The sequence below is a fragment of the Bradyrhizobium iriomotense genome, from assembly GCF_030160715.1.
Taxonomy (GTDB): Bacteria; Pseudomonadota; Alphaproteobacteria; order Rhizobiales; family Xanthobacteraceae; genus Bradyrhizobium; species Bradyrhizobium iriomotense.
This window is the reverse complement of record NZ_BSOW01000015.1, coordinates 128,009-151,256: the sequence shown is the minus strand read 5'-3', so window position 1 is coordinate 151,256 and position 23,248 is coordinate 128,009. Positions and strand designations below refer to the sequence as shown.

The window sequence follows — 23,248 nt, the reverse complement described above, 5'->3', positions numbered from 1 at the left end:
CAAATCATGCAATAAGGTCAAGCTATCTTATTGATATAATATAGTTATTCGAACCTTCTCTTGCGGTAATTTTCGGAGCGCATCCGGAGGGTTTGGTTCTCAAAGTATTCGTAGTAGGCCTGAATGTCGGCGCAATCCTCCTGCTTCACGTAGGTATAAATGAACCTGGTGGCGTCCACGGGACGGCGCGTTCCGCCGAGCGAAGCGAAATCAAACTTGGCGGCTCGAAGACGGCGAGACGCCACGATGAAACCTCCCTGCGGGTGGGGAGCGAGCAGCGCGTGGAACGGAAGCCCGGCGCAGACTTTGGTCCCGTACATCCGGAGTTTGCCGTCGGCAGTCGTGTAGAAGCCATTCTCAAACCGTGAATTGCTTCCGAAGTCGAGCGCGAGGATTGTGTCTTCCGTCCGGTCGATGATGGTCTGCTGATTGGCAAAGAGAGCAGTGGTGGCGATCAAGCCGACAGCGACCACGCTAAATGCAACAGGGAACGCCCGATTTGTGTCGGGATCAGACGGGCGGAGTAGCGCGATTATCCCGCTCATTGCTGCCAGCACGACGGCGAGCAGGAACATATAGGTCAAGGCTGACAGAAAGAGACAAGAGTTCGGAAAGAAACTCGGATGAAATCCGGTGACATTGGCGATCGCAAAGTTCGCCGCGATTGAAGCCATCGGATAAAGGAAAAACGCAAAGATGATGCCGATGACGCCAGCCGTATTGTATGGCCACTCGTTCGCTAAACCGCGTTTGACCAGCTCGACAAAATGGGGCGCGTAGCGAACGGCTGCCAGCGCCGCAATGATTGCTGCGAGCCAGAGTTTCGTGAACACTGCATAGACCCACAGCCCACACGAGAACAAATGTGACCGGCTCAGGCAATTGTTTGAGAAGACCAGAAGCCCCATCGAGTAGCTGAGCGGTCCTACCAGGATAGCGGATCGCACAGAGTGCTGTGATAATCGCGGTGATCCAAAGGTTGCTGAACAGGGAAACTATCCAGCAGAAAGCAACGATCAGAAGCGCGGCTCTTTCCGTCAAGGTCTTTCTCCACTGCGGCGTTATCGCTGCCCGTATGAAATCATTTTAAATGGGAGGCCCGTGCAGTTTCCCGCTCGTAGAAATTTCTCGACTTCGTTCCAAGCCTCGGTCGCCGTATGGCGCCGATGATGTTTGATGAGAAACCGCTATCGTTCGACGAGGTCATTGCTCGCATCCAGAAATTACAGGATACCATCAACGCTTCGCCGGGTTTGCAGTAATCACGTCCGGCTGCGGGTGTTTCTACGGGCGAGAGCTGCGCAACTTGGCCAAAGTATGCAGTAAACCTGCGTCGTGCCGCACAAAAGATCCGCTAAGGGCCGAAGTAAAGCCGGAATATGAGGTGGTTCGCCTTCACGACCATAGGAGGCTGCTCGGTGTTCTCCTTGAGGACGGGTATTCGCCGAATAGTGCCGTGATCCGCCGAGCCGCACTTGACCAGACACCGGCAAATTCGCAAACCAGGCACAAGGGACATCTGGTAGAGCTCACCTCTCATGACGCTCGACAGCGATATTTCCTTTAGAGGCGCTCGCCGCGAATCTTGCTACCGCCAAATAATATTGAGCAGATCGCATTGCTTATTCTAAGACGTCGCAAATGTCAGATGCGAATCAGGCACCGAAGGTGGGCTGGGCCCCCGCTGCTTCGTTTCCGCCGCTGATATGAAAGTGGCGCCAGTTGTGATCACAGAATAATTTTAGGAGTGGAGATGGAATGTAATATTGCAGACATGACCCTCGATGAAGTCGTATCTCACCTCATCGCGGGAGAGGTTCTGCACGTTGCTAGCGGAGAGACATTTTCCCTGCCGTCGAGTGATAGCCGCGCTGTTCTCGCGTTCTACAATCAAGATCGTCGAGCGTACTGGAATCCGGATAAAGACACTGCCATTCAGGATGGGGAGGTGGATCGCGTCCTCGCCGCGCTTGACAATGTACCTAAAGCCTTGTCCGTACCGGCTAAGGCGCCGCCGGAATTTCAGAAATGGCAACTCACCAAGATCGAGGCGCATCGCTTCCGGGGGCTGCATCGTCATTGCGCCGAGGGAGGTTCAGACCCCAAGCCGTTCGAGCTTGAGCTCGCGGCACCGGCCACACTGTTTCGGGGGTTCAACGGGGCGGGCAAGACCTCGCTGGTCAGCGCCGTTTGCTGGTGCCTGACGGGGTATGGATACCGTTCGCAGGGGCTGCCGGCACCGTTGCATGAGTGCATTTCGGTGCAAGTCGCCAGCGCTGAGGCGGAAAAGAGCCGATTTGACATCCCAGTGATTGTGCCAATTCCCACCGAGCAGGAGCTGGTAGCGGTCGATGGCGTGCCGAAGGTCGACACATGGGTTCGGCTCTCGTTTCGCTCGTTGATCGACGGGAGGGAGGTCGTGGTTGAGCGCCACCTCCAGCGGGAGGGTAAGAAGGGATTCAAGACCGGCGTGATTGGTCTCGAAAAATTGGGGCTATCCGAGTTGGCGCTTCAGGTCGGCATCCTGATGCCCGGCATCGCCGCCGCGACCCGCTTCGATGACAAGACCACGCTGTCCCAAGCCGTGTCGACACTGACCGGCCTGCGGCCGTTGGCGCATTTTGGCGTGCGGAGTGGGCGTCTGCACGATCGGCTGACCGAGAAGTATCCGAAGCTGGCCAAGCAAGAGAAGGAAGCTTGCGAAACGACGGCGGGCGCCCAGAAGCAAACCCTCGACGACCTTCTGAAGGACGGGAAGGATCTGCCGAACCTCGATTGCGTCGTCGTTCCCGCCGACGGAGATCGCGAGGGATGGGTGGCTGGCCTCACGGACGCCGAGAAGCGCCTCAAGGCGGTCGAGGATCAGGCGGCCGAAGAAGCGACGTTGATTCTGGGCGCCCTGCCGCCCCTGACGTCGGATATCGAGATTAAGCGGTTCAGAGACGCGCTGACGGCCGCTCAAGACTGTTTCAGCGGCGCCGCCTTGAGGGGACTGCCGTCCATGCAACTCGCCGCAAACCTCGGCGAGCTGCATGAGACGGACTTGGAATGTGCCGAAAAGGTCCTCGAAGGGATCGAGGCCGAGGCCAAGAGCCTGGTCAATCGCCTGTCGGATGCCAGTCGTTCGGAACGGCTGCGCCTCTATGGCCTGGTTGCTAGATGGCATGAGGCTGCTCATCCGGGGCAGCCTTTCTCGACATGTCCAATCTGCGATCGCGATCTCACGCAACCCGGGGCGATCCCTCGGGACGCGTTGCTGGATCAGGCCGTGGCCGACGCGCTAGAAGAGGCCCGCAAAGCGGATTCAGCACTCTTGAAGACCGGCGCCGAATGGGAGCGCGACGCCATGCGTGGGCTGCGCGGACAGTTGCCGGCGAGTTTGCAGCCCTTTGTATCTGACGATGTACCGGATGACCTTGCGATGGTCTATAAGGCAGCGTTGTCCAAGGAGGTCTTCGAGCAACCGGATTTTCCGCCGGTCCTTCGCAAGATGGCACCCGGCGTCGCCGAACTGTGCCGCATAGCCTGGGCGAACGCACCCGTCCGCGCGCCGTTGCCGAGCACGGCAATCCCGCAACAGATTCCCGACGCCGAAGGCCTGCGCGGCGCGATCCAGAAGGTGCGGCGTGCGATTCGTCTCGCCAGGTATCGCGCCGCGAACACGGAATTCGCGAGGTCCGCCGTGGCGAGCGTGTTGCGCTCTGCGGCGGAAACCGATGTCCCAGCCAATCAGCGCGCGGTTGCAGGGCAACTGAGCGTCCTTAACATCTACCTCGAGGCGGCGACGGCATTCGCCGGCGTGCGTCGCCAATTGGGCCAGATCAAACTGACCTGCGAGAAGTGGAAGGCCGCGTGTGAGCGGATCGAAAAGCTTGATCGTGCGGCGAAGGCAGTTGAGCCGTTCACGCGGTTTCCAGCCCTTGTTCACGATCAGGTCGCCGGTCTGATCCTAGATCTCGACTCGCAGGCAACGGCCTGGTCGCAGCGCATGTACAAGGCGCAGTTCCTGCAAGCACCTGCCTACGCGGGGTTGGACCCGGCCAAGAGCGACGGCTTTACGTTCCTGGCGGCACAAGGCAAGCATCTAGTCGAGGCGCATCATGTCATGAACGCTTCGGCCTTGCGGGCTTACTTGTCGGCGTTTGTCCTTGCGCTATGGCAGCAGGTCTGGGCGAGATCCGGAGGGATTTCGACGATCCTGATGGATGATCCGCAAGATCTGCTCGATCCGGGCAACGTCGCCAATCTGGCAGCGACGGTTCCGCATCTGATCGCGGCGGACATGAGCCCGCTGATCGTCAGCAACGATTTTGGCTTCATCCCCACCATCGAGGCGTTCGTCTCCGCGCACAATACCACCACGCCCGGCCGGCGCAGCGAAGTGTGGGAGTTTTCGGCGATCTCGACGTCGAAATGCACCGTCAGTCTGGCGCCAGTCGCCGATGAAGCAAGGCTGCGCGGCGAACACTGGCAAAAGACCGATCCGAATGATGTCACGCTCGCGCGGGCATTCGTTCATCCCGTCCGCGTACGCATCGAGATTAAGCTTTGGGATCTGCTGGCCTCCGATCCCTCGGTCCTGAAAGACCCGACGCTGAATGATCTCCTCTTCAAGATCGCCAACGCGCGAAACAGAGGAGTGCGGCCGTTCAATGAAGAGCCGTTCCGCAAGCTGATCGAGCTGCCTGCCCTGAAGGCTGGCGCGCCATTCCGGGACGCGATCAACAAGGCGCACCACGGCAAGGCCGATCAGCTCACGCCTGTCGATGCGGATATCGTCCGCCAAGATTATGAGGATGTCTTCGCCGCGATCGACGCCTGTTGGCTCGCCTATGCCAGGTTCATGGGCCGATTGCCGCCGGAACAAGCCCTGGCGGAGGCCACGAAGCCTCCGGCCGAACCGAACGTCGTTCCCTTGCCGGCCAAGCCGATATCGGTCCTCGGGCGGCTGGCCGCCCATGAGGTCGGCGCTCCCCTCACCAGCATCGAAGATGCAAAGGACCAGTTCGAGCTTCCGTCTCTAGGCGACATCTCGCTCTTCACGCTGCGCGCGCCGACATTGGGATTGGTGGCCTTTCCCGGACAGACCCTGATCGTCTCGCTGACCGCCGAGGTTCGCAATGGTGACCTCGCTATCGTGCAAACGCCGGGGAAGACCTACGCACGCCGCATCGGCATCGATAAGGCTGATCTGTCACGGATTGTCTTGGAGAGCATGCCATCGGCGAGTTCGCGCGTACCGCCGACGCACTTCGTTCAGCGCAGCAGCGCCACATTGAGCAAGATCGTTGGTGTCTTGTTTGACGAGACGGTGCCGGCCAAATCTCATGACGAGGCGATTCCCGCAACCGGTTCGGCTATCCTCTCCCAGGTGGTCGCGGCGGCGGTCGTCGCTGGCGATAGCGCCTTTCCGGTGGCGCCGGACAAGGGCCATGTGCTGCTTGGACGAGCGCCCGACCTATCCCAGTTGGCGGGGCGGATCCTGGCCGTTGTGGCACGGCCGGACGTTCATTCGTCGGACCACTGCGCCTACCTGAAGCGTCTTGGCAAACAGATGCCCGGCAATGCTTCTGTCTACTACCTGGAAAATGTGGGCCAAGCTGGAGAGGGGGAATATGTGCAATTTCCCGATGCGGGCGGCGCGATCCCCGGCATCTCGGTCGTCGATGATGTGTGGAAGGTACATGGCACGATCTTCTAAACATCCGGGTCTTCGTGTGACGATCAGTCAGAATGTCCTCAGCCTGTGGTCCTTGATGGATTCCTCATGAGCGCACTGCTCGCTCGTTGGGCGGACGCAGGTAGAGACGAGCCGGAGGAAGAATGATCCGCATCTTGCACACGGCCGATTGGCACGTCGGTCAAACATTGCGTGGATTCTCTCGAGAGCATGAGCATCGCAAAGTTTTTGGACGCCTCGAGGAGATCGTCGTCGAGCGAAATGTTGACGCGCTCGTAGTCGCCGGCGATGTGTTCGACAGTCAAAATCCGTCAGGAGAGGCGCAACAACTCCTTTACAACGCGCTCGTGCGGCTGAGCCGCGCGCAGCCGCGAATGACCGTAGTGATCGTTGCCGGCAATCATGACGCCGCCGGACGGTTGGAAGCGCCGCGGCCTTTGTTAGAAGCCTTTAATATTCGCGTCGTTGGAAATGTGCGGCGGCGGGATAGGCGGATCGAGGCGGCACAACACCTTGTGCCGATTTTCGACGCCGGCGGTGCAATGGCCGCACACGTGCTGGCGGTCTCCTACCCAACTGCCGCCTGCCTCCCGAATTTGACGCGGCTGGATGGCGACTCTGGTTCCCCCGTCATCGCCGGAGTACGCAGTCTTTACGCGGAATTGCTCGACACGTTACGGGAGCAAATGGAAGGTTTGCCGTTTGTCCTTACGGGACATCTCCACGTCGCGGGTGCCATCGAGTCGGAGGGCGCCGAGCGCCGGATCTTGGTCGGCGGTCAACATGCCGTGCCGCATGACGTGTTCCCGACAGAAGCAAGTTACGTCGCGCTTGGTCATCTGCATAAAGCCCAGGCCATAGGTCGCGATAGCGTTCGCTATTCGGGATCATTGATCCCCTTGTCGGCAACGGAGCAGCCTTACGCTCATGGAGTGACGCTTGTGAACGTCGACGGCGCGCAGGTCACGTCGGAGCATATCCCAATCGATCGGCCGGTTCCTTTCCTACGGCTGCCAGAGTCCGGTGATATGCGTTTGACTGAAGTTGGCGATCACCTGACGGCATTGGGTCTCCAGCCAGATCTGCCGATCAACGAGTGGCCGTTCGTCCAGATCGGACTTGCTCGTAACGGGCTGCCTTCTGGATTCAGAGAGGAGATCGACCGCATCACCGAGAACTTTCCTGTACGCGTTGTCGATACTCGTGTCGCCACGATACCCGGTGCGTTGAACGAGACAGTTCTGACGGATCCTCTGATTCGGCTGGCGGAACGAGATCCAGAGGACATGTTTAAGCTCGCGTTCGAGCGTGAGTTTGGCGCGGCTCCGGGTGTTGCCCATCTGAATGTCTTTCACCGCGCACGGGCGGAGGCTTGACCCATGCGAATCCTGGCGATCCGCGGGGAAAATCTGGCCAGTCTCGCGGCACCTTTCGAAATCGATCTTGCAGCAGAACCGCTCGCGGGTTCCGGCCTCTTCGCCATCACGGGAGAAACTGGCGCTGGAAAGTCGACCATTCTCGATGCACTGTGCCTCGCGCTCTACGGCGAATACCCCCGCGTCTCTGTCGGCCGGCGCGAGAATGCTCCCGACCCTGGTGGAGAGCCAATCTCGATTCATGACGGCCGCGCGATCCTGCGCCGAGGTGCCGGCGGCGGTTATGCCGAGGTAGATTTCGTCGGGCAGGACGGTGAGCGATACCGCGCCCGCTGGGAAGCCAACCGCGCGCGGGGGCGGGCAAATGGCCGGCTTCAGAATGAGCAGCGCGCGCTCTATCTCCTTGACGACGGCAGAGCCGTGGCGACGGGCAAGACACAGGTTCGCGAGGCGGTAGAAGCGAAGACCGAGCTTACGTTCGATCAGTTCCGACGAACGGTACTCCTCGCTCAGGGCGAATTCGATGCCTTTCTACTCGCCGCTGAGAGCGAGCGCGCAGAATTGCTTGAGAAAATCACAGGCACCGAAATCTACGCGACGATCTCGATTCGCGTCCGTGAGGGAACGGAGGCTCGACGAAGGGCAGTCGAGCAGCTGGAGCAGCGTCGTGGTGACATTGGCCTTCTCGATGATGATGCCAGGCAAGGATTGCTGGACGAGCAAAGTCGGCTTGCGTCGGCTATTGCCCAGAAAGCGGCGGAGCGTGATCAACACGACGGACGGCTCGATCATTTCAAGCGCGTCGCTGCCGCCAGAAGCGATCTTGCTCAAGCAGTGGATCGAGCCGGAACGGCACGTTCGGCGCGTGAGATGGCCGCCAATGAATACCAGTCGCTCGCCGAATTTGACCTCGTCGAGCCGCTTCGCCCGCTTTCGGTTGAAATGCACAATGCGCGGCGAACGGCGACGGAGGCGGAATCACGCCTCGACGATTTGCTCATCGATCGCGAAGAAGCGCGAACGCGCGACGATGCCGCGGCAGTCCAACTCTCCGACGCTGCAACGGCCGACGAGGCCGCAGAAGACCTCTTCAAGCGCTTTGGTCCCCTCTGGAGCGAAGCCGAGAAGCTCGACGCCGAACTGGCCGCGGCCAGGATCGAGTTTACTGACGCGGCAGCGAAGTCCCTGCAAGCGGAAACGACGCTGCGATCCAACGTAGACGCGCTGGCAGCGCTTGATCAGGCTATTGGCCAATGCACAGATTCGCTGGGCATAACAAAGGTCCAATTGGGGGAGCACTCAGCCCGCGTTTTCCTTGCTGATCGCCTCAGTGACGCAACGGTTCTGCTGGAGAAGCGTGCCACCCTCAAACAGAGTCGCAGCCTGACGTCGTCCCGGGCGGATGAATCTGCTGCAATAATCGCACGTTTGGAAGGTGAGATAGGCGAGCTGTTGGAGATGCTCGCGGCAGATCGTGAGCGGAAAGACAGCCTCAGTCGCGACATCGCTCAGTGTCGCAATAGCCTTGCCGCAATCGACGAGCCGACGCTCCATCAACGTGACACAGATCTCCAGGGAGCGCTTGAGGCTCTGCGCCAGGCGAGCGCCATATGTGAACAGCATATTCGTGCGTCTGGAGATCTAGCGCGCGGTGAATCGGAGCTCGCCATTGCGGCGCAGGAGGTGAGTGCAGCAAGCAGCCAAATCGCTGACGCCGAATCCGAGCAGCTCCGCAGTCGGACCGCGCGCGTCGAAATCGTGCCGCTCGCGGAACTGGCCGACGAGGCTGTCTCCTCTGAAGCCATCCATCTGCGCAGCCTGCTAGCCCCGAATGTTGCGTGCCCGGTATGCGGCAGCTCAGACCACCCTCATCTCGCACACCCCAGCGCGTTGAACGAGATGGTCGCAACCGTTCGCCGTCGTCGCGAAGAGCTGGATACGGCGCTGGCTGCAATAGGCCAGCGTCTCAGCACCGCGACACGCGCACTTGCCGCTACGGAAGGGCGCCGGGCAGAGGCGAACCGCGTGATTGATATCGCGCGCGGCCAGGTTTCGGCAGCCGAGAGCGCTTATATCGAACTAAGGCCAATGGTGAGCGACCTATGCTCCAACGCGAGAGTGGAGGGGAGTGTGCCCCGCGCGCTCGACAGTGAAGCCACACGCGAATTGGCGGCGCTCGCCTCGGCCGCGAAGGCGGAACGGATCTCGATCGCCTCTCCACTCGCAGACGCCCAGCGCCTTCGGGCCGAGAGCGATGGTTTGCAGATGGAGCATGACCCACTCGTTCGGTCAATCGAGTCGACAATTCGAAGCGTCGACCAACGACGTTCTGAACTTCATGCTGCGCAATTGAAGGCCAAGGAATACACAATCCGGGACGCGGCGCTCGCAGAGAGTCTCGCTTCCATCGATCGCGAGATATCGCCATTCCTCGTTGCAGCCGATCTAACCATCGAGCTGCTTGATGCCGACCCCGTGGGCTGCGCCGACAGACTTTCAGCGGTTGCGCAAGAGTACGATGCACTGCGTAGGCAGGCTGGTGAGCTCGAAATGACGCTACAACGGTTGGCGCCGGACCGCGCGGCGGCGGCCGTCTCGCTTGAGCACGCACGGTCGCAATTGACGGAGAGCGCGGCCCGTCTCAATCAACGTCGACTGGTCGTGGAAGAGAAGACGACCGCCCGAGCTGCACTTCTTGGCGGTGAGGCGACTGCCAGTCACCGGACGCGGATCAACGAAGCTCGTCGAACGGCCCGCGAAACCCTCGCCAAGGCGCGCGAGGCGAAATCCGCAGCTGCCGTCGCGTTCCAGTCGGCCAGCGCTCGCTGTGAGGAGGCTGCCGCGGGATTGGAGGCCGCGAAGAATCGCCGCGTTTCAGCCGAAGGGGCGTTCAATATGGCCTGTCTGAATATCGCCCGGTCGCCGGGTCAGGTGTTCACGCTGATTGCCACCGACCCGGCTGTGTGCAGAGCGCTACGGACACGAATTCAAGAGATCGACCGGACCGTAAACGATGCGGACGCTGCCGTCTTGATGCGTCGGGAAGACCTCGAGAGATCGCTGGAAAGCTTCGACGAGACGACTGACGCGGAGGCGTCGACTGTCGCCATTGCGACCCTGACAGCGGAAATTGGCGATCTGCATCAGCGAACCGGCACACTTTGCGCATCGCTCGCCCGCGACGATGACGCACGTCGCATCGCTGCAAGCCTATCAGCGGAGATAGAGGCCGCAAAGGCGGAACTTGCCATTTGGCAGGCGGTCGATGACGCCATCGGCTCAGCCAATGGCGATCGCTTTCGTCGCTTCGTACAGGGCATCACGCTCGATCACATGGTGCAGCTCGCGAATGATCATCTCAATGCATTGAGCCCACGCTACAGGCTCGCGCGGGGGAGGGTGTCGGACCTCGCGCTACATGTCATCGACCGCGACATGGACGATGAGATTCGCGGGGCGCGGAGTCTTTCCGGCGGCGAGCGATTTCTGGTCTCGTTGGCGCTTGCGTTAGCTCTATCAGGCCTCGAAGGCCGATCGTCCTTTGTCGATACCCTGTTCATCGACGAAGGCTTCGGATCGCTCGACGCCGACACGCTCGATTTGGCCGTGGATGCATTGGAAACCTTGCAGGGACGAGGACGAAAAGTTGGCGTCATCACTCATGTCGCCGCCATGATCGAGCGGATCGCCGTGCAGGTTCGCGTTGAAAAGTGCGGCGCGGGGCGCTCTGAGATTCGGGTTTCTACCGGAAGGGGAACAGTGTGGCCTGCTGTCGAGGCCGTGCAATAGACGGCGGCGCGGTCACGAGTGGCGGCATCACGGACCGCTGATCACGGCCAAGGCTTCGTTGATTGCGTCGTTGTTGCGGGGAAGACCCCGGAGGGAAAAGCGGAGCAGAAGTGTTTGGAACTGTTCCGCCGCAGTATGAAGGACGTTCAGATTTACGCCTTCGACGAGCTTCTGCAGAAGCTGGTTCAGCTTCGCGACCTGCTCGCAAGCGACGAACCCGCTGAACGATAAGTCGCGTACAAAAGATCTCGATGCATGAATGGCGACGCCATGGATCCGTTGGCTGCATTGTCCAAAATTGGCCACGCCTTCTTCGCCCGCGACGGCGTGAGGCTTGCCTTTGGCAAGCGATGGGATGGGCAGATCATCCACATTTCGCAGGCGTCGCGTGGCTCGGCATGTGGCTGCCAGTGCCCAGCTGAAAACTGCGGACGCAAACTCGTTGCGCGAAAGCCCGACAGTGACGTCGCCCATCACTTCGCGCATGCGCCGCTCACGGCGGGAGAACGGGCCGCGGGTATCGCCCCAAGTTGTAAGCACGGCAATATGACGGCACTCCATCATTATGCCGAGCAACTGCTCAATAGCCGTAAAAGCCTCGTTCTTCCCCCCGTGGAGGCTACGTACGGCGCGCGCACCAAGACAATTCGCGAGGCAAAACGCTTCACCTTTGACTCAGCTACGTTGGAGACCATGGATGGCGAAACCATTCCCGACGTGATCCTCCAAAAAGGCCGATGATCGAATGCAGGTCGAGGTCTATGTGACGCATCGCTGTGGCCCAGAGAAGCGGGCCAAGATCGCGGGGGCCGGCATATCGTCAGTCGAAATTGATCTGTCCGCGCTGTCGCGAGACACGACGATAGCAGGTCTCGACGAGGCAATTCTAACATCGGCTCCGCGCGAATGGATTTACAATCGCAAGGCCGCTCACGTCAGAAATGAGCTGGCGCAAATTGCGAAACGGGACGCAGCTGCAGCAGAGGGGAGGCGTCTCAGCCAGATCGAGAATCTCAAAGCAGCCTATGCTTCCGCACGACGAAAAGCATTAGCGTCCAACTGGAAGGAATCGCCCCAAGTACAAGCTGTCACTGCGGCGGGAGACGGCGCGCTTCTTGACGGACCTCCCGTCGGAGAGGGGTATTTCACGATTCATCCCAAGGTGTGGAAGGCAGCTATACTCGGTGACATGGTGCCGCATTACCTCGGGGTCGCCCCGTTTTCCGTAATCTGGGAGTTCCGCAAGCGCGGTTGGCTAACAGAAGAATTCGACAGTCGCCTCCAGCAACACGATTCGTTTCTGGATGATGCCAACCTTCCCAAAGGCGGTGCCGAACAGGCGGTGGTCAGCTTCCTGCGGTCTCTTGCCGTCCAGGGAATTGCGGAAGATACCGGCTGGGCGTGGAAGCAGACGCAGCGGCGATCCGCTCAATTGCATCAGCGCCGCATTGAGCAGGATCATGCCGATCGAGAGGCTGCACAGGTCGCAGCGCGGCTCGCATCTCTGAATAATCTCGGCAGGAGCATCGCCCTCCTTGGGTCTGATATCGAGGGACAGGGATTCGACGTCGTGTCCTGGATGGAGCACGCGCCGGATGGTCAGCAATCTCTGAAGCAAATCGCTATCAAGGGCGATGCCGCCTGGCAGGCGTTGAAAAGAGCTCTCGCGACCACGTTTGCAGTTCTCAAAGACGAATGTGAGCAGGAAGCCGAAGATCTTGGCCTGCCCGTCCGCGGCGCGCTCGAGGCGATGCGTGTCGTTCACGAAACCCGGGCCGCCCAACGCAAGGCCGAAGCAGAGGAAGCCGAGCGGCTGGAGCGTTTAGAGCGGCTCAACGATCACGTCTCTATCAATCGCGTTGATCGGCGATGCTCATTCGAATTGGTTGGAAACGCGGAATTCAAACCTCAACGGCATGACACCGCGCGATGCAGCAGCACTTTCCGCGGGACATCTCGAGAGCGCGATGCATTTGCTACGCAAATTTGCCGCGGAGTTGGTCCAGAAGGCGAAATGGGTGGATGAATTGGAGCGGGAAGCGTCCAAGCTGCTTTCACGCCCTGACGAGCTTCGTCTTTACATGACGTCCGCCGATCCCGAGCTGCCCGGGCAAGTCTCGTCAACCGTCTACACTAAGGACGAGCAAACGATGCGGCAATGTTTGGCGCTTTTGAGGCGTCGTCATGGCAGGCGGTAGTGTCGGTGGTTCTGCTACTCGCCAGCCGCCAACGAGTGAGGCATGGAATCTCGCGCAGAAGGGGACCTCCGCACGTCTGGGGCCTGAGCTAACGTCAAGTCTCAACGATCTGATGCGCAGCAAGCTCGAGAAATTGTCGCTGGATGCACTCCTCAACGTGGCTGCGGCGGCCGGCTTGAAGCTGCAGATCGAGCTCAAGGACGTGAAAGCTGCCTGATCGGCACATTGATCGTGAGCACGCCGTCCCACCCGCATTTCGCGCCGGATGCGAAGATCGCTGCCGGGCTGGGCGCTTTATCTGCCGACTACCGTCGCGGCCTTCACGAGTGTGGTCTCCATTCCGTTCCAAGTGTCCCTGATCAGCTGGAGCTTCTTCAACGCCTGCTCAATGGCCCGCTGCTGAACTGAGGCAGAGCGCTTGTTGTCAAGGCGGACGGTATCTGCGACCATGGCCAAGCTCCTGCCGGCTGATCGGATGTACAGCCTTTTGTCTGCCAAGGCTGGCTGTAAGATCGGAACAGCCTTTGCCGGGTGGGCGGCCCAGCCGTCGAGCATCAGTTTGACGCCGGCGCTCGGTGCGCTCGAATCCCAACAATGATACGACACCCTTATGCTGGCCGCCTTGTTGTCCTTGAGCAGGAAGGGATAGCCGCGGAAGCCGCTCGCCCGCGTGTCAGAGTAGATTGTTCTCGACGCTTCAGGTCGGGCATTAGCGCTGTTCGGGTTGGTCTTGATCCGAAGGTCGGGATAGGCGTTCCCAACGATCTGGGCGTAGCCGTCAAAGAAGTTCATCACCGCTTCGACCGGGACTGGCTCGTAAGGGGCTGCTGGCCCGCTCGATGGCCGTTTCCACCGCCGCTCGATCATCCTCGTGGACCAGCGGCAGGATCGCTTCGTATGGCAAAGCGCCATCGAAATCGTCCTTAAGATGAGAACCGCCGATGTAAATCGAAGGCGAAATCAGGAGGGTGGCGACCAACGGCGCGGCCCCATCGGCGATGTGGGCGTCTCGAGAAATCCGATACCGTTGCGGCTGATCCGGCGCGAATCCGGCGTCAATCTTGTTTTCGATCAGCACCAAGGCTTGGAGCGTCGTCCCACACCACAGCTGCAGAACGAGATCGGCGGTGCCGTGGGTGTTTCTATGCCGGACCTGCTGGCGGACCGTGGCGCGATCGAAATCGAGCTTTGCATGTGCTGGCAAGGCGGCCGCGAGTACCGCTCGCGCGGCAAGCTCATTTGCTTCGAGCGTGTTCACAATGACCGTGTCGAGATGACGTTCAGTTACTTTCGGATTCATCTTAGTTGCCTTTCGGAATCTCATTTGTGTTCGATCTGGATGGCAATATCGGTTGATTCACTCAGGCGGCCAAAGTCGTTCTCGATCGCGGGCAGGCGAGGAGATGGGCAGAGGGTGGCCGACACGATCGGGCGCGCGTCAGAATAGTTTATCCGCCAGAGCGACGAATGAGGGAATGAACTTTTAATTCAAGGGTCGCCGACAGCCGCTCCTACGGTTTCCACTTTTTGCATGATTCAGCGTGTCCGGCGCAGGCCCTGATGCTGCCATGTACTAATGCAACTGGTGCGTGAGCCCCTTGAAGAGATTATTATGGCTAAACCCCCTCGAATCATCCTCACGCCGTTCTTCCGCCCTCGCGATGAAGACGCTGAGGAGCAAGAGATGTACGTGGCGGGATTCGTCGATAAGGAGGACGAGGCGTGGGGTACGCTGATCCCACTGGAAGCGGAGATGGTCGAGCAAGTCGTTATGGGGCATCAGACATTCGGGGTCTGGTGCGACTCGGACGGCTCCATCCAACCGCAGCCCGCTAGGGATGGGCTATTTGAACACCTCCTCCGGAAAGGGCAGTTGAAGAAAACGGCCCTGGACGAACTCGTCGCCGAAGCTATCGAACAGGGCAGGAATGAACCTAATGATGACATCCTCGACATGTTCGAAACCCTGCATGAACGGCTGGTGCGCGCCGCCAGCGCAGTCGCTGACGAGATTGCGCGGCGCAGGCGATGAAATCCCGGCGCGTGAGCGCTGAGTAACGAGGATCTTGGCCACCTTGGATACCTGGACGAGAAGGACGTTCCTGCCATAGCGGAACACGATGACGGCCTCAATCCTCATCGGATTGACTACGCCGTCTGGCGTGCCCGCGCCGGCGTTCGATGACAAAATAACATCCGGCTTCGGTCGCGAACGCAATTTAGGATTCATTTACCCATTCCAGCGTATAAAAATGTGCGTTTTGCGTGTTATGCGGGCTTTGTGCCTTAGCGGAGGTTCCGATGAGTCCCAATGAACCATCTTGGAAGATGCTGACGGCTCTCTTGGCGGTAATCACCTTGTCCACCGCCCTATTCTACGCGGGACTGCCACCTGCAATCGCAGTCATGCCATGCTTACTTCTCGATATGCTGATGCGGGGACGACTGCAGTGGTGAGCTTGGCCGAGCTGAACCTCCGACACACCGCAAAGAGAGCTCGTCGACGCTACCGGCCATCGGAGGTTATGCGCGCTCCCCGGATCCTTATCGTCGACGACGAGGAGGAGGACGCGAAGCGCGTCGCGGTCGCATTGAGGGATCCGGATTCGAGCATCGGGGAGCTGGGGTGCGAAATCATCGAAGTCAAGGACGTGGCGAGCGCCCGCGAACATCTCGAGCGGGACGACGTCGACCTCTACGTCCTGGATCTGGGCGTCGCGGAAAGATACGGTGAGCTCTCGCACAAGGAAATCGGAAAGGCGTTCGTCGAGTCGGTGGTCGACAACACGAACGCGGGCATCATCGTCTGCTCGGGCCTCCCGATCGACGAGGAAGCGCGTCCGCTGATCGAATACGGTGCGGACGACTACGTGGAGAAGTCCCACGGTTTCTCGACGATCGCACCGCGCGCGATGTCGGTCTGGCGAAGGGTGCACACCGAGCGAAGATCGAAACAATCTCACTCCGGCAGGAAGTTCCTGATCGGAGATTGGATGTTCACGATAGGCGATCGCACGATCAAGAATCTTTCCGGAGCGACGAAAAGACTTTCGATCACCGAGCATATCCTCTTGCGCCATCTGTGCGTCGTAGAGGACCACACGATCGACGGCGAAGTCTTCAACATCGAGGTTCTTCGTAGGGAAAAAGGCGACAAGCAGGTCCGAATGGACGTCTTTATCCCGCGACTGAGGGAGAAATTGGACGACAGCATAGATCTGTCTCCCCAGGGACGAACCGGGGTCTATAGGCTTTTGGGGGTCCAGGAAGTAAGCGCGTTCTAGGCGCAGCTGGCGTGGTCCCACTTGGCCATCGGATATCCGGGCCCAGGAAGCCTCGATTGTCGCGGCGCCCTCATGAGCATCCCGTTTTCAGGTCACGACGTATGTCGTGCGTCGAAAGGGCTGGCCGGTGCTGCTCAGCATAGCGATGGGTCTGGACGGCTATCCATTTCCGGTACCGAAGGTCGAGCGGTTCCCCGAGTGCTTCCCGATTCTTTCGTCAAGTACGAAGACATTCCGCTCGGTGCCCAACAGAAAGCGGTATTGGGCACGCTTAGGTTGATAATGTCAACTGCCGCCCGCCTACGCGCGCTCTGAGCGCCGAAATGCTATGCGGCCGATCTGTCGCATAACTTTCATGCGGACGGCGGGTGAAGGTGAATTCCTGGACCTATCGCGCTGAAGCAATTCGTAAGCGTCGTGGTAGCACCGCATGAAGACCACGGGATCGCTTCCGTCTGCCTGCTGGTGACGAGCCTTGGCTGAAGCGAGCTGCAATTTTTTCGACGAAAGTGTAGCCTCGGTCGCTGGCGGGCCGCGCAAGGCCTCATGCTGGTAACCCCAAGTCAAATGCCATTCACGAACTGAGGGCCTGCGGGCAGAACCGGTCTAGGGTCCAATCTTCATCTTTGGCACGGTCCGCGGTGATGCGGGTGCGTCATGCTAGCGTTATCATTCGCGGGCGAGCTTGGTACGAAATGGACGTAACCGGCGCACAGCGTACAGATGTGCCGACCTGAAGCCAGTGTCGCACCAGGCCAACCGACAACAGACGATCCTCGCCCCGATCAGTGCTTCGAGACGCGAATCGCGCTTACATTCGGGTCGTGCGTTCTCTTCGCGTCTGCGCACAATTTCTGCAGAAAGTGGTGCTCAGTGCAGAAAAGCATCCAGCGGGCCGCCCGCTTCACCCATCCTCTATTCAATGGCATGACTGCTTCCGCGGGGCGCCATTTAAGCGATGTGACCGAAGGTACGTGGCCGGCGACTGCGTAAGAAGAATCAAGCACTCCGGATCCTACCCTGGAGCGAGGAGTCGAACGCGCCCGGCAGTACTCCTGATTTGACGGCAGCGAACCATGCTGTTGACCGTCTCCATTCAGCTGTTCGTGACAGAGCGATCGAACGAACAGAACGGCTGTACGGGCATTTTCGTCCGAACGGATTCGAATGTCCGACCGACGATGAGGTCGCCGATCCCTCCACAATTCCCGCCGACGCTTCACGTGCAGCCGGCTTAGAACTCTTTCCAATCGGAGGTACGCTCGGGATCGCATTGGCTGACAGCAGCCTTCTTGCAGATCTTGAGCGACGTAATTGGATGAATTTCCCAGAGTGAAAAGCGCTTCGGCTGCCCACTCAGCGGATTGTTCTCATCGCCGTTCGTGACATGCATATTGTCGTACAGCAGCGCTCCTTCAATCAGGAGCACCTTTCCGCGTAGTGTCTTTAGGTCGGCCGATGTCCAGTTGTCCGGCCGATCCTGCGGGATCATTTCCACAACGATTCCGTCGAACTCACTGCCGTTCTTGCGTTCGGTGACTGAGATGTGAAGATCGTTGTTCGCCTCGCTCTTCAGGTTGCAATTGACAGACTCACCCGTGTTCGCGTGGGGTTTTCCTTCCGACAGAAAGGCGACGAGCCGCACCAGCGATCCTTCGCCTAGTTTGCCTTCGGCCGTGTCGATGCTCTTGATCTTGTCTCTGTCCGAAGGCTCTATCTCGGCGCCTTGATCCACAAGCTCCACGGCCGCGCTTTGCAGTTGAGAGAAGGTCTCGAACGTCACAGTGACAGGCGTTCCCTCGGGCGGCATGGTCCGCTTGAGTTGGTTGAGCAAACCATGCGCGCTATCAGGCGCGGCACAGCCTGTAGGCTTCTTCGTGGTGCAGGCGTTGATCGTCTCCGGAGAGACGCAGGGTTGCGCCTGCGCCTCAAGCGCAATGCTGGACAAGTCCGGCTTCACAACCGTTTTGACATCCGCCGCCAGCACCCAACCGGTTGGACCTTTTGGGACCATCACGCGCAGATATTTTCCTTTCCGATCGCCTCTTACCCATCGCAAGTCCGTGTTTGGCTCGATCGTCCTTGTGGCGGGTGCCTGGGCGTTCGGCGCGACCTTGAAAGCTGTCTTCCTATTGGTCGTGACCTGCCCAAAGACCGGAATATCCTCTTCCGCGGTAGCGATCGCCATCGTCAAACATGTGAGTGAAATGGTAAGTCCGATCAACAGGGAACGTTTCATTTCAAAATCCCCCAAGGAGCAAGATTAACGTGCCGAAGTGATGTGCTCGAGTTGTGCCCGCAGATTGTGAGCGTGGGCAGCCTGCGCATCGTCAGCGGCTGTCGGCTTTGCTTCGGCGATACGGGCTGTCTTCCGGTAGTCGGTTGATGCGTTCAGGAGAAGTCCGGTGCGCGAACCCCCATTGATAATGGCCTCTCGGCGGTCCGCTGAAACGCGGTCCGAAAAGGCGCGCAGGCTCGCCGTGTCAAAAGGGACCTCCCCCTGGTCAACCATTGTCGCTTTTTTGCCGTCCATCTGAAGCTGGAACAGATGACGGGTCTGCGGGTCAAACCAGGAGAGGTATCCACCATCCAGCACTTCGCGCGGACCGTGGATCTGCCCCGAATAGCTGTAGCGCACGCCGCTGCTCTTAACGGGATCGAAATAGTGCGGCGTATAGAAGTCCGAGACGAGGATCGAGTTCACTGAATAGGCAAACCGCGAAGACTGACAGGGATCGCATACTTCGATCAGGTATTCGACCCGGCCTTGGCCAGACTTGAGCGAGTTGCCCGCGCGCGTCAGCGTGCCCTGTGGATCGACCAGCATTTCGAGCACTTCATGGCTCAGGAATACCGTCCAGTTGTTGGTCAATCCGACCAGAGCGAAGGGCTGCTTGTCGTCATCGCGCTTGTGGAGGCCAGCAGCGCCGTTCGGCAATTCCTCCTGCAGCAGTACGTGCCAATAGCCAACCGGGACATCTTCCAATCTGTCGAAGGCATCGATTGTGGCTTCGACATTCCACAACGGGCCGAAATCACGCGCGACCTGCTTTTGAATGGCCGCCGAGACCGGCGCGAGCTGCGCGAGCGTGACCTCCTTGGTTAGCGACACCAGAGCGACGTGGAGTAGCATGCAATAACAAGCCCCCGAGCCGCGGCAGCCTATGCCTGTTTTCCGCAATAATCCATAGTTGTGGCTGCTTAAAAAGTGTAATTGTGGTAGAAGCTGTTGATTTTGGGGGCCGACGACATCACTCACATTGCCGCAGGCGCTCTGGCAGCACCTGTACGAATTCAACCGGCAAAGCAGTGATCTGACGCCCCATGATCGATAGATGCAGCGCGTATTTTGGCGGTCGCCAACGTCAAGCAGATTACGCCGAGAGCAAATCTGATATCGGCAGCGTTCATCGTCGTCCCCGTCAGTTTTTAAGACCACGCGCAGCGAGCCATGCGCGATCGATCTCGCGCCCGGCTGGTGCTGGCACTTCAACCAAAGTTCCGTCGGCGCCGCGGCAGCGTCGGAGAGTGTAGGCGAACGTGCCAAGACTTGGAGTAGGGACCTTTACCGTGGCCGCACGCGGTCGGTCGATCGTCGCGCCGTGCGCCGGTCCACCAACAAATTCCACGCGGGCTTGCGTCATACGAGACGTCCACGCCAATTTGAGGCCTTCCGGCGCTCGCCGTAGCACTCGACGGTTAGGATGATCTGGCCGGTGTTCTTGCCCTCCAGGTATCCGACATCGCTCACCACTTGCTTGATGAGCGTCTCGACACGCCAGAAATCGATCGGCCGGCCGCACTTGAGGCAGTGCGGCGTCGGGTCGCCGTCGCTGCGGGAAATCCCGCCGAATGTCTGCAAGTGTTTCTGCATCACAAAGCTTCCGCGTGCGTGATATATATATAGGTTGTGTCCTGACCTTCCAAGTCAGTGAATCTGGTTCGAGCCCCGACGCCCGCGTCATCAATAGTCGAGACGTCGTGGTCGAAGAGCCCGTGATAGGCGCCGCACTCCGGTCCGTAAAGGCCCAGCCGAAGAGATCGTCCTGACCGGCGCCTTAGCGCTGGATGCAAGCGGCAAAGCGATCCACGGCCGTGGCAAGCCCGACGGAAAGGTGCTGGAAGCCTTCGAGCTCAGGCTCCATCCGGCTTGGCCGCGGCCGAACTTGATTGTTTCGCCGATTGCCCCAGCGTCGCGGCGCGCGATCGTGACGAAATCGCTCCCGAATGCCGGGACGCGAGAGTCGCCGGTCAAACCTATCGCTTCGAAATGCAGTTGGTGCTTGATGTTGAAGTCACCTATTGCCTTTCGGTGGGTAGGATTACCGAAAGATAACGGAGCAACTGCATCATGACAAGAAAACCTAAGTCCCCGCGCGCCACGGATGAGAAGCTGTCGCGTAGAACGGCCCTCGCCAGCTCTGCCACTCCTCCAGTTCCTGTATCGGCCTGTGACGACCCGGTGTTAGCTGTGATCGATCGTCACCGCGAGTTATCGGCGCGCCTTGACGAGGCGACCGCAGTATCATCGAAGCTCCACGAGGGTCCGGAATTTGATGCCGCTGACGAAATAAGCGGCGAGCGGCACTCGGTGCTAAAGGAGCATGCCAAGGTGCTGGTCCAATCAAAGCCTAGAACGATCGCAGGCATCATCGTTCTGAGCCGATATGTTGCCAGCTTGGGCGCGTCGCAGCTGCCTGATGACGAGCGCTGGCATCAAGTCGTGTTGGAGACATTGGCGGCCGCAATTGAGGAAAGTGAACCCGTCGCAACCGGCCACCGCACGAGCCCGGTATAACGGGGCAAAATCCTGGCCGAACAAAAGCGAACAGTGTAGCCTAGCTTCGATGAGGAGCGGGCGCATTCAATTCAAGTGCGATATGACCCGAGCTGCTGTCGCGGGCGCGGCAGCAAATCCGTCTCGATAGCGGTCAGCCGGAAAGATCGAGACGGGTAGCGCGTGAGGTTCTAATCCGCCTCAAGGATCGTCGTGTGCTGTCGTCATGGGAATGCTGCGACGACTGCATCGAGCGTGCGCTGGCTTCGCTGCAATAGATCAGGAAGTTCTTAGTTGATAAGCAGGTCGAATTGGCCGACTACCACGACGGTCCGCTCTATCTGGTGATGGATGCGATGCTGGCCGGCATCCGACAATTCCTCACGTTCGAGGAGTCGTTGAGGCTCGGCGCCGGACCATCCGGCGCAACCCTCGATAGGAGCTTGCCGCGGGGCGGGCCGCCCGTCACCTCAGAAGGCAAACATAGGGTCTAGGTCAAATTGCGATGCTGTCGGCCAAGAAGGTTGACGAGAGTCTGATTACTCACTACCGGCGTCCATGGCCTTCAGACGCCTACTTGCCGCCGCCATCGCATCACCGATTCCTAATTCTGTTTGCACTCGCGATCGACGTAGGCCAGCCAACCGTCAACACCGGAGTATTCGCGGGCCAAGCCATCGAGAAGGATCCGACGATGACGTTCGGCCGGGATTGTGCCCTTCAGCATCATCAGGAAACTGGCTTGGCGAGGATCGTCACTATCGGACATGATCGTCGCAAAAGCATCTTCGTTTGGATTCATGACGATTGTTCGCGCCAAGGGCAGCGCCCTGGCCTTCATGATTGAATACAGATCCGCCATCATCAGGTTTCCGCTCATCAGCTTGGTTGGAGGGACTGCTAAGGCGTGCAGTGCCGCGCAATGAGTCAACCCGGGCGGGTTGAGTTGCGGGATCTATCCTATGCAATTGTGCCGCGCTATTCCTCCGCTATATGGTGATTCCCGCTGGAGGCCGGCATGCAGGAAGTATCGCTCGATGAAATTCGTCGGCTACTCACGTTGAGAGCCGAGATGCTGCGTCTATTGACTAGGCCGGATCGCCCTCGCGCCGTCATCACCTGGCTGAAATGGCGGAGTAGGGCTGAGCGGCGTCGGCAACGCGGGGTAGAAAAAACCGGGAAAACGGAGCCTGAAGCGTAGCTGTTTCGTAGCAGAAACGTAGCGAATAACCCGGTGCGAAAGATTTACGGATCCCAGCGGCAATACCCTCGACTTTCACCAAGGCCGCCCTGGCTTGCCGGGTTGGCGGGGAAGGGATCACTGGCACTATAATCAATGCAAGCCGCATCTGCCGCCGGGGACGAACGTTCCGGGCCCCCAGTATCCGCCATTACCGGACGAGCCAGTCCCTTATTTGCGATTGGGGACGGGACTTGGAGCGTTCTTAACGGCAGTATTCTGGTCGACGCCTGCGTATTAGAGGAAATCTGATGACGGACTTCAGCCACTTTCTATTCAAGCTGGGTAACCTGCACGACTGCACCATAACTCTCCTTGAGTGGCGAACAGAGCAAGAGATATTCGGTTTTGAGATCGAAGATCTGTACTTCAATTTTGAGGGTCTTCCAGAATATCCGGGACCTCTGGCGGGGCGGTTAGTCTTGGAAGGGGTCCAGCGTGTCGCCATTGATATAAACGATCTCCAACGACCGCTCCGAATTGATGACTTCACCGTCGAGGCGGTCGATTCGTCGGCGGCAGCCGCGTCGATAACTCTACAACCAAGCGGCACGATCAAGATTGCGTATCAATGGGCGGTATTCCCCAACATCAGGTTGCCGTGATCATGGTTTCGGGGCCTTCAGGCTCGGCTCCTGAATTTTTGGGGGCATACCTTGCTCAGTACTTGAACCAGATCATTGCGATTGATGTTCGGGCCATGTTCGGTTCACAGGGGCGAGCGCAAGTTGCTGGGATCCATAGCGAGGATCGCTTGTGTTCAGTGGGAAGAGCCGGATCGTGCCTGAAATGACGGAATGGTTGGAGTTATACATCAGCAAGCTGTGGCTCTTTCCCTCAAACGATCAAGATTGCAACGGTATATCAAGGATATACGAGTTCGCAGTTTGGTTCTGAATGGCGC

General features: G+C 59.1%; 18 protein-coding genes. 9 read left to right on the top strand and 9 right to left on the bottom strand.

All coding sequences use genetic code 11. The features are described from left to right. Positions 1-44: 44 nt before the first annotated feature. Complete coding sequence (locus QQL28_RS22225; RefSeq protein ID WP_284268693.1) at positions 45-833, bottom strand: hypothetical protein; 789 nt, start codon at positions 831-833, stop codon at positions 45-47. Positions 834-1,753: 920 nt separating this feature from the next. Between QQL28_RS22225 and QQL28_RS22220 the strand changes: the two genes are divergently transcribed. The 3 genes from QQL28_RS22220 to QQL28_RS22210 all read left to right on the top strand — a co-directional run bounded on the left by QQL28_RS22220 (position 1,754) and on the right by QQL28_RS22210 (position 10,845). Then, positions 1,754-5,701 (top strand): AAA family ATPase, encoded by a 3,948-nt coding sequence (locus QQL28_RS22220; RefSeq protein WP_284268692.1) that lies wholly within the window; start codon positions 1,754-1,756, stop codon positions 5,699-5,701. 122 nt (positions 5,702-5,823) lie between these two features. Further along, positions 5,824-7,056, top strand: a complete 1,233-nt coding sequence (locus QQL28_RS22215; RefSeq protein ID WP_284268691.1) for an exonuclease SbcCD subunit D — start codon at positions 5,824-5,826, stop codon at positions 7,054-7,056. 3 nt (positions 7,057-7,059) lie between these two features. Then, positions 7,060-10,845 (top strand): AAA family ATPase, encoded by a 3,786-nt coding sequence (locus QQL28_RS22210; RefSeq protein WP_284268689.1) that lies wholly within the window; start codon positions 7,060-7,062, stop codon positions 10,843-10,845. Positions 10,846-10,872: 27 nt separating this feature from the next. On the opposite strand, the gene QQL28_RS22205 is transcribed toward QQL28_RS22210, so the two are convergent. After that, positions 10,873-11,331 (bottom strand): hypothetical protein, encoded by a 459-nt coding sequence (locus tag QQL28_RS22205; protein WP_284268687.1) that lies wholly within the window; start codon positions 11,329-11,331, stop codon positions 10,873-10,875. A 60-nt stretch (positions 11,332-11,391) separates the two neighbouring features. On the opposite strand from QQL28_RS22205, the gene QQL28_RS22200 reads away from it, so the two are divergent. From QQL28_RS22200 to QQL28_RS22190, 3 genes are all read left to right on the top strand, one after another. Further along, positions 11,392-11,586 carry a hypothetical protein gene (locus tag QQL28_RS22200; RefSeq protein ID WP_284268685.1) on the top strand — a complete coding sequence of 65 codons (195 nt, stop codon included), beginning with the start codon at positions 11,392-11,394 and terminating at the stop codon, positions 11,584-11,586. A gap of 4 nt (positions 11,587-11,590) precedes the next feature. Further along, positions 11,591-12,871 carry a hypothetical protein gene (locus QQL28_RS22195; RefSeq protein WP_284268683.1) on the top strand — a complete coding sequence of 427 codons (1,281 nt, stop codon included), beginning with the start codon at positions 11,591-11,593 and terminating at the stop codon, positions 12,869-12,871. Positions 12,872-13,029: 158 nt separating this feature from the next. Beyond that, positions 13,030-13,260 carry an XRE family transcriptional regulator gene (locus QQL28_RS22190; RefSeq protein ID WP_284268681.1) on the top strand — a complete coding sequence of 77 codons (231 nt, stop codon included), beginning with the start codon at positions 13,030-13,032 and terminating at the stop codon, positions 13,258-13,260. Between the two features lie 77 nt (positions 13,261-13,337). Here QQL28_RS22190 and QQL28_RS22185 read toward each other — a convergent pair whose 3' ends face one another. The 3 genes from QQL28_RS22185 to QQL28_RS22175 form a co-directional block, all read right to left on the bottom strand. Continuing rightward, on the bottom strand, positions 13,338-13,835 hold the full coding sequence (locus QQL28_RS22185; protein WP_284268679.1) for a hypothetical protein: 498 nt from the start codon (positions 13,833-13,835) through the stop codon (positions 13,338-13,340). After that, the gene (locus QQL28_RS22180; RefSeq protein WP_284268678.1) at positions 13,822-14,343 is read right to left on the bottom strand and encodes a hypothetical protein; all 522 of its coding nucleotides are present in this window, start codon (positions 14,341-14,343) and stop codon (positions 13,822-13,824) included. Before QQL28_RS22180 ends, QQL28_RS22185 begins: the two co-directional genes overlap by 14 nt. 543 nt (positions 14,344-14,886) lie before the next feature. Then, on the bottom strand, positions 14,887-15,273 hold the full coding sequence (locus tag QQL28_RS22175; protein WP_284268677.1) for a hypothetical protein: 387 nt from the start codon (positions 15,271-15,273) through the stop codon (positions 14,887-14,889). 229 nt (positions 15,274-15,502) lie between these two features. On the opposite strand from QQL28_RS22175, the gene QQL28_RS22170 reads away from it, so the two are divergent. Then, positions 15,503-16,327 carry a response regulator transcription factor gene (locus QQL28_RS22170; RefSeq protein WP_284268676.1) on the top strand — a complete coding sequence of 275 codons (825 nt, stop codon included), beginning with the start codon at positions 15,503-15,505 and terminating at the stop codon, positions 16,325-16,327. 1,234 nt (positions 16,328-17,561) lie between these two features. Here QQL28_RS22170 and QQL28_RS22165 read toward each other — a convergent pair. From QQL28_RS22165 to QQL28_RS22155, 3 genes are all read right to left on the bottom strand, one after another. Further along, positions 17,562-18,566, bottom strand: a complete 1,005-nt coding sequence (locus QQL28_RS22165) for a hypothetical protein (protein ID WP_284268675.1) — start codon at positions 18,564-18,566, stop codon at positions 17,562-17,564. Between the two features lie 24 nt (positions 18,567-18,590). After that, on the bottom strand, positions 18,591-19,460 hold the full coding sequence (locus QQL28_RS22160) for a hypothetical protein (protein ID WP_284268674.1): 870 nt from the start codon (positions 19,458-19,460) through the stop codon (positions 18,591-18,593). Between the two features lie 507 nt (positions 19,461-19,967). After that, complete coding sequence (locus tag QQL28_RS22155; RefSeq protein ID WP_284268673.1) at positions 19,968-20,201, bottom strand: hypothetical protein; 234 nt, start codon at positions 20,199-20,201, stop codon at positions 19,968-19,970. Positions 20,202-20,678: 477 nt separating this feature from the next. On the opposite strand from QQL28_RS22155, the gene QQL28_RS22150 reads away from it, so the two are divergent. Beyond that, the gene (locus QQL28_RS22150) at positions 20,679-21,125 is read left to right on the top strand and encodes a hypothetical protein (protein ID WP_284268672.1); all 447 of its coding nucleotides are present in this window, start codon (positions 20,679-20,681) and stop codon (positions 21,123-21,125) included. 583 nt (positions 21,126-21,708) lie between these two features. Here the strand turns inward: QQL28_RS22150 and QQL28_RS22145 are convergent. Then, positions 21,709-21,969: a hypothetical protein gene (locus tag QQL28_RS22145; RefSeq protein ID WP_284268671.1), complete on the bottom strand. Its 261-nt coding sequence runs from the start codon at positions 21,967-21,969 to the stop codon at positions 21,709-21,711. A gap of 626 nt (positions 21,970-22,595) precedes the next feature. Here QQL28_RS22145 and QQL28_RS22140 point away from each other — a divergent pair. Beyond that, a complete protein-coding gene (locus tag QQL28_RS22140; RefSeq protein WP_284268669.1) occupies positions 22,596-22,949 on the top strand; it encodes a hypothetical protein in 354 nt (117 codons plus the stop codon). The last annotated feature ends 299 nt before the right edge of the window (positions 22,950-23,248 follow it).

What these genes read in the sequence shown, in the direction of transcription:
- QQL28_RS22150 (WP_284268672.1), top strand. Translation starts at nt 20,679, where the DNA reads ATGACAAGAAAACCTAAGTCCCCGCGCGCCACGGATGAGAAGCTGTCG.
- QQL28_RS22210 (WP_284268689.1), top strand. Translation starts at nt 7,060, where the DNA reads ATGCGAATCCTGGCGATCCGCGGGGAAAATCTGGCCAGTCTCGCGGCA.
- QQL28_RS22200 (WP_284268685.1), top strand. Translation starts at nt 11,392, where the DNA reads ATGACGGCACTCCATCATTATGCCGAGCAACTGCTCAATAGCCGTAAA.
- QQL28_RS22175 (WP_284268677.1), bottom strand. Translation starts at nt 15,273, where the DNA reads ATGAATCCTAAATTGCGTTCGCGACCGAAGCCGGATGTTATTTTGTCA.
- QQL28_RS22195 (WP_284268683.1), top strand. Translation starts at nt 11,591, where the DNA reads ATGCAGGTCGAGGTCTATGTGACGCATCGCTGTGGCCCAGAGAAGCGG.
- QQL28_RS22145 (WP_284268671.1), bottom strand. Translation starts at nt 21,969, where the DNA reads ATGATGGCGGATCTGTATTCAATCATGAAGGCCAGGGCGCTGCCCTTG.
- QQL28_RS22190 (WP_284268681.1), top strand. Translation starts at nt 13,030, where the DNA reads ATGGCAGGCGGTAGTGTCGGTGGTTCTGCTACTCGCCAGCCGCCAACG.
- QQL28_RS22185 (WP_284268679.1), bottom strand. Translation starts at nt 13,835, where the DNA reads ATGAACTTCTTTGACGGCTACGCCCAGATCGTTGGGAACGCCTATCCC.
- QQL28_RS22165 (WP_284268675.1), bottom strand. Translation starts at nt 18,566, where the DNA reads ATGAAACGTTCCCTGTTGATCGGACTTACCATTTCACTCACATGTTTG.
- QQL28_RS22215 (WP_284268691.1), top strand. Translation starts at nt 5,824, where the DNA reads ATGATCCGCATCTTGCACACGGCCGATTGGCACGTCGGTCAAACATTG.
- QQL28_RS22180 (WP_284268678.1), bottom strand. Translation starts at nt 14,343, where the DNA reads ATGAATCCGAAAGTAACTGAACGTCATCTCGACACGGTCATTGTGAAC.
- QQL28_RS22160 (WP_284268674.1), bottom strand. Translation starts at nt 19,460, where the DNA reads ATGCTACTCCACGTCGCTCTGGTGTCGCTAACCAAGGAGGTCACGCTC.
- QQL28_RS22155 (WP_284268673.1), bottom strand. Translation starts at nt 20,201, where the DNA reads ATGCAGAAACACTTGCAGACATTCGGCGGGATTTCCCGCAGCGACGGC.
- QQL28_RS22205 (WP_284268687.1), bottom strand. Translation starts at nt 11,331, where the DNA reads ATGCGCGAAGTGATGGGCGACGTCACTGTCGGGCTTTCGCGCAACGAG.
- QQL28_RS22140 (WP_284268669.1), top strand. Translation starts at nt 22,596, where the DNA reads ATGACGGACTTCAGCCACTTTCTATTCAAGCTGGGTAACCTGCACGAC.
- QQL28_RS22220 (WP_284268692.1), top strand. Translation starts at nt 1,754, where the DNA reads ATGGAATGTAATATTGCAGACATGACCCTCGATGAAGTCGTATCTCAC.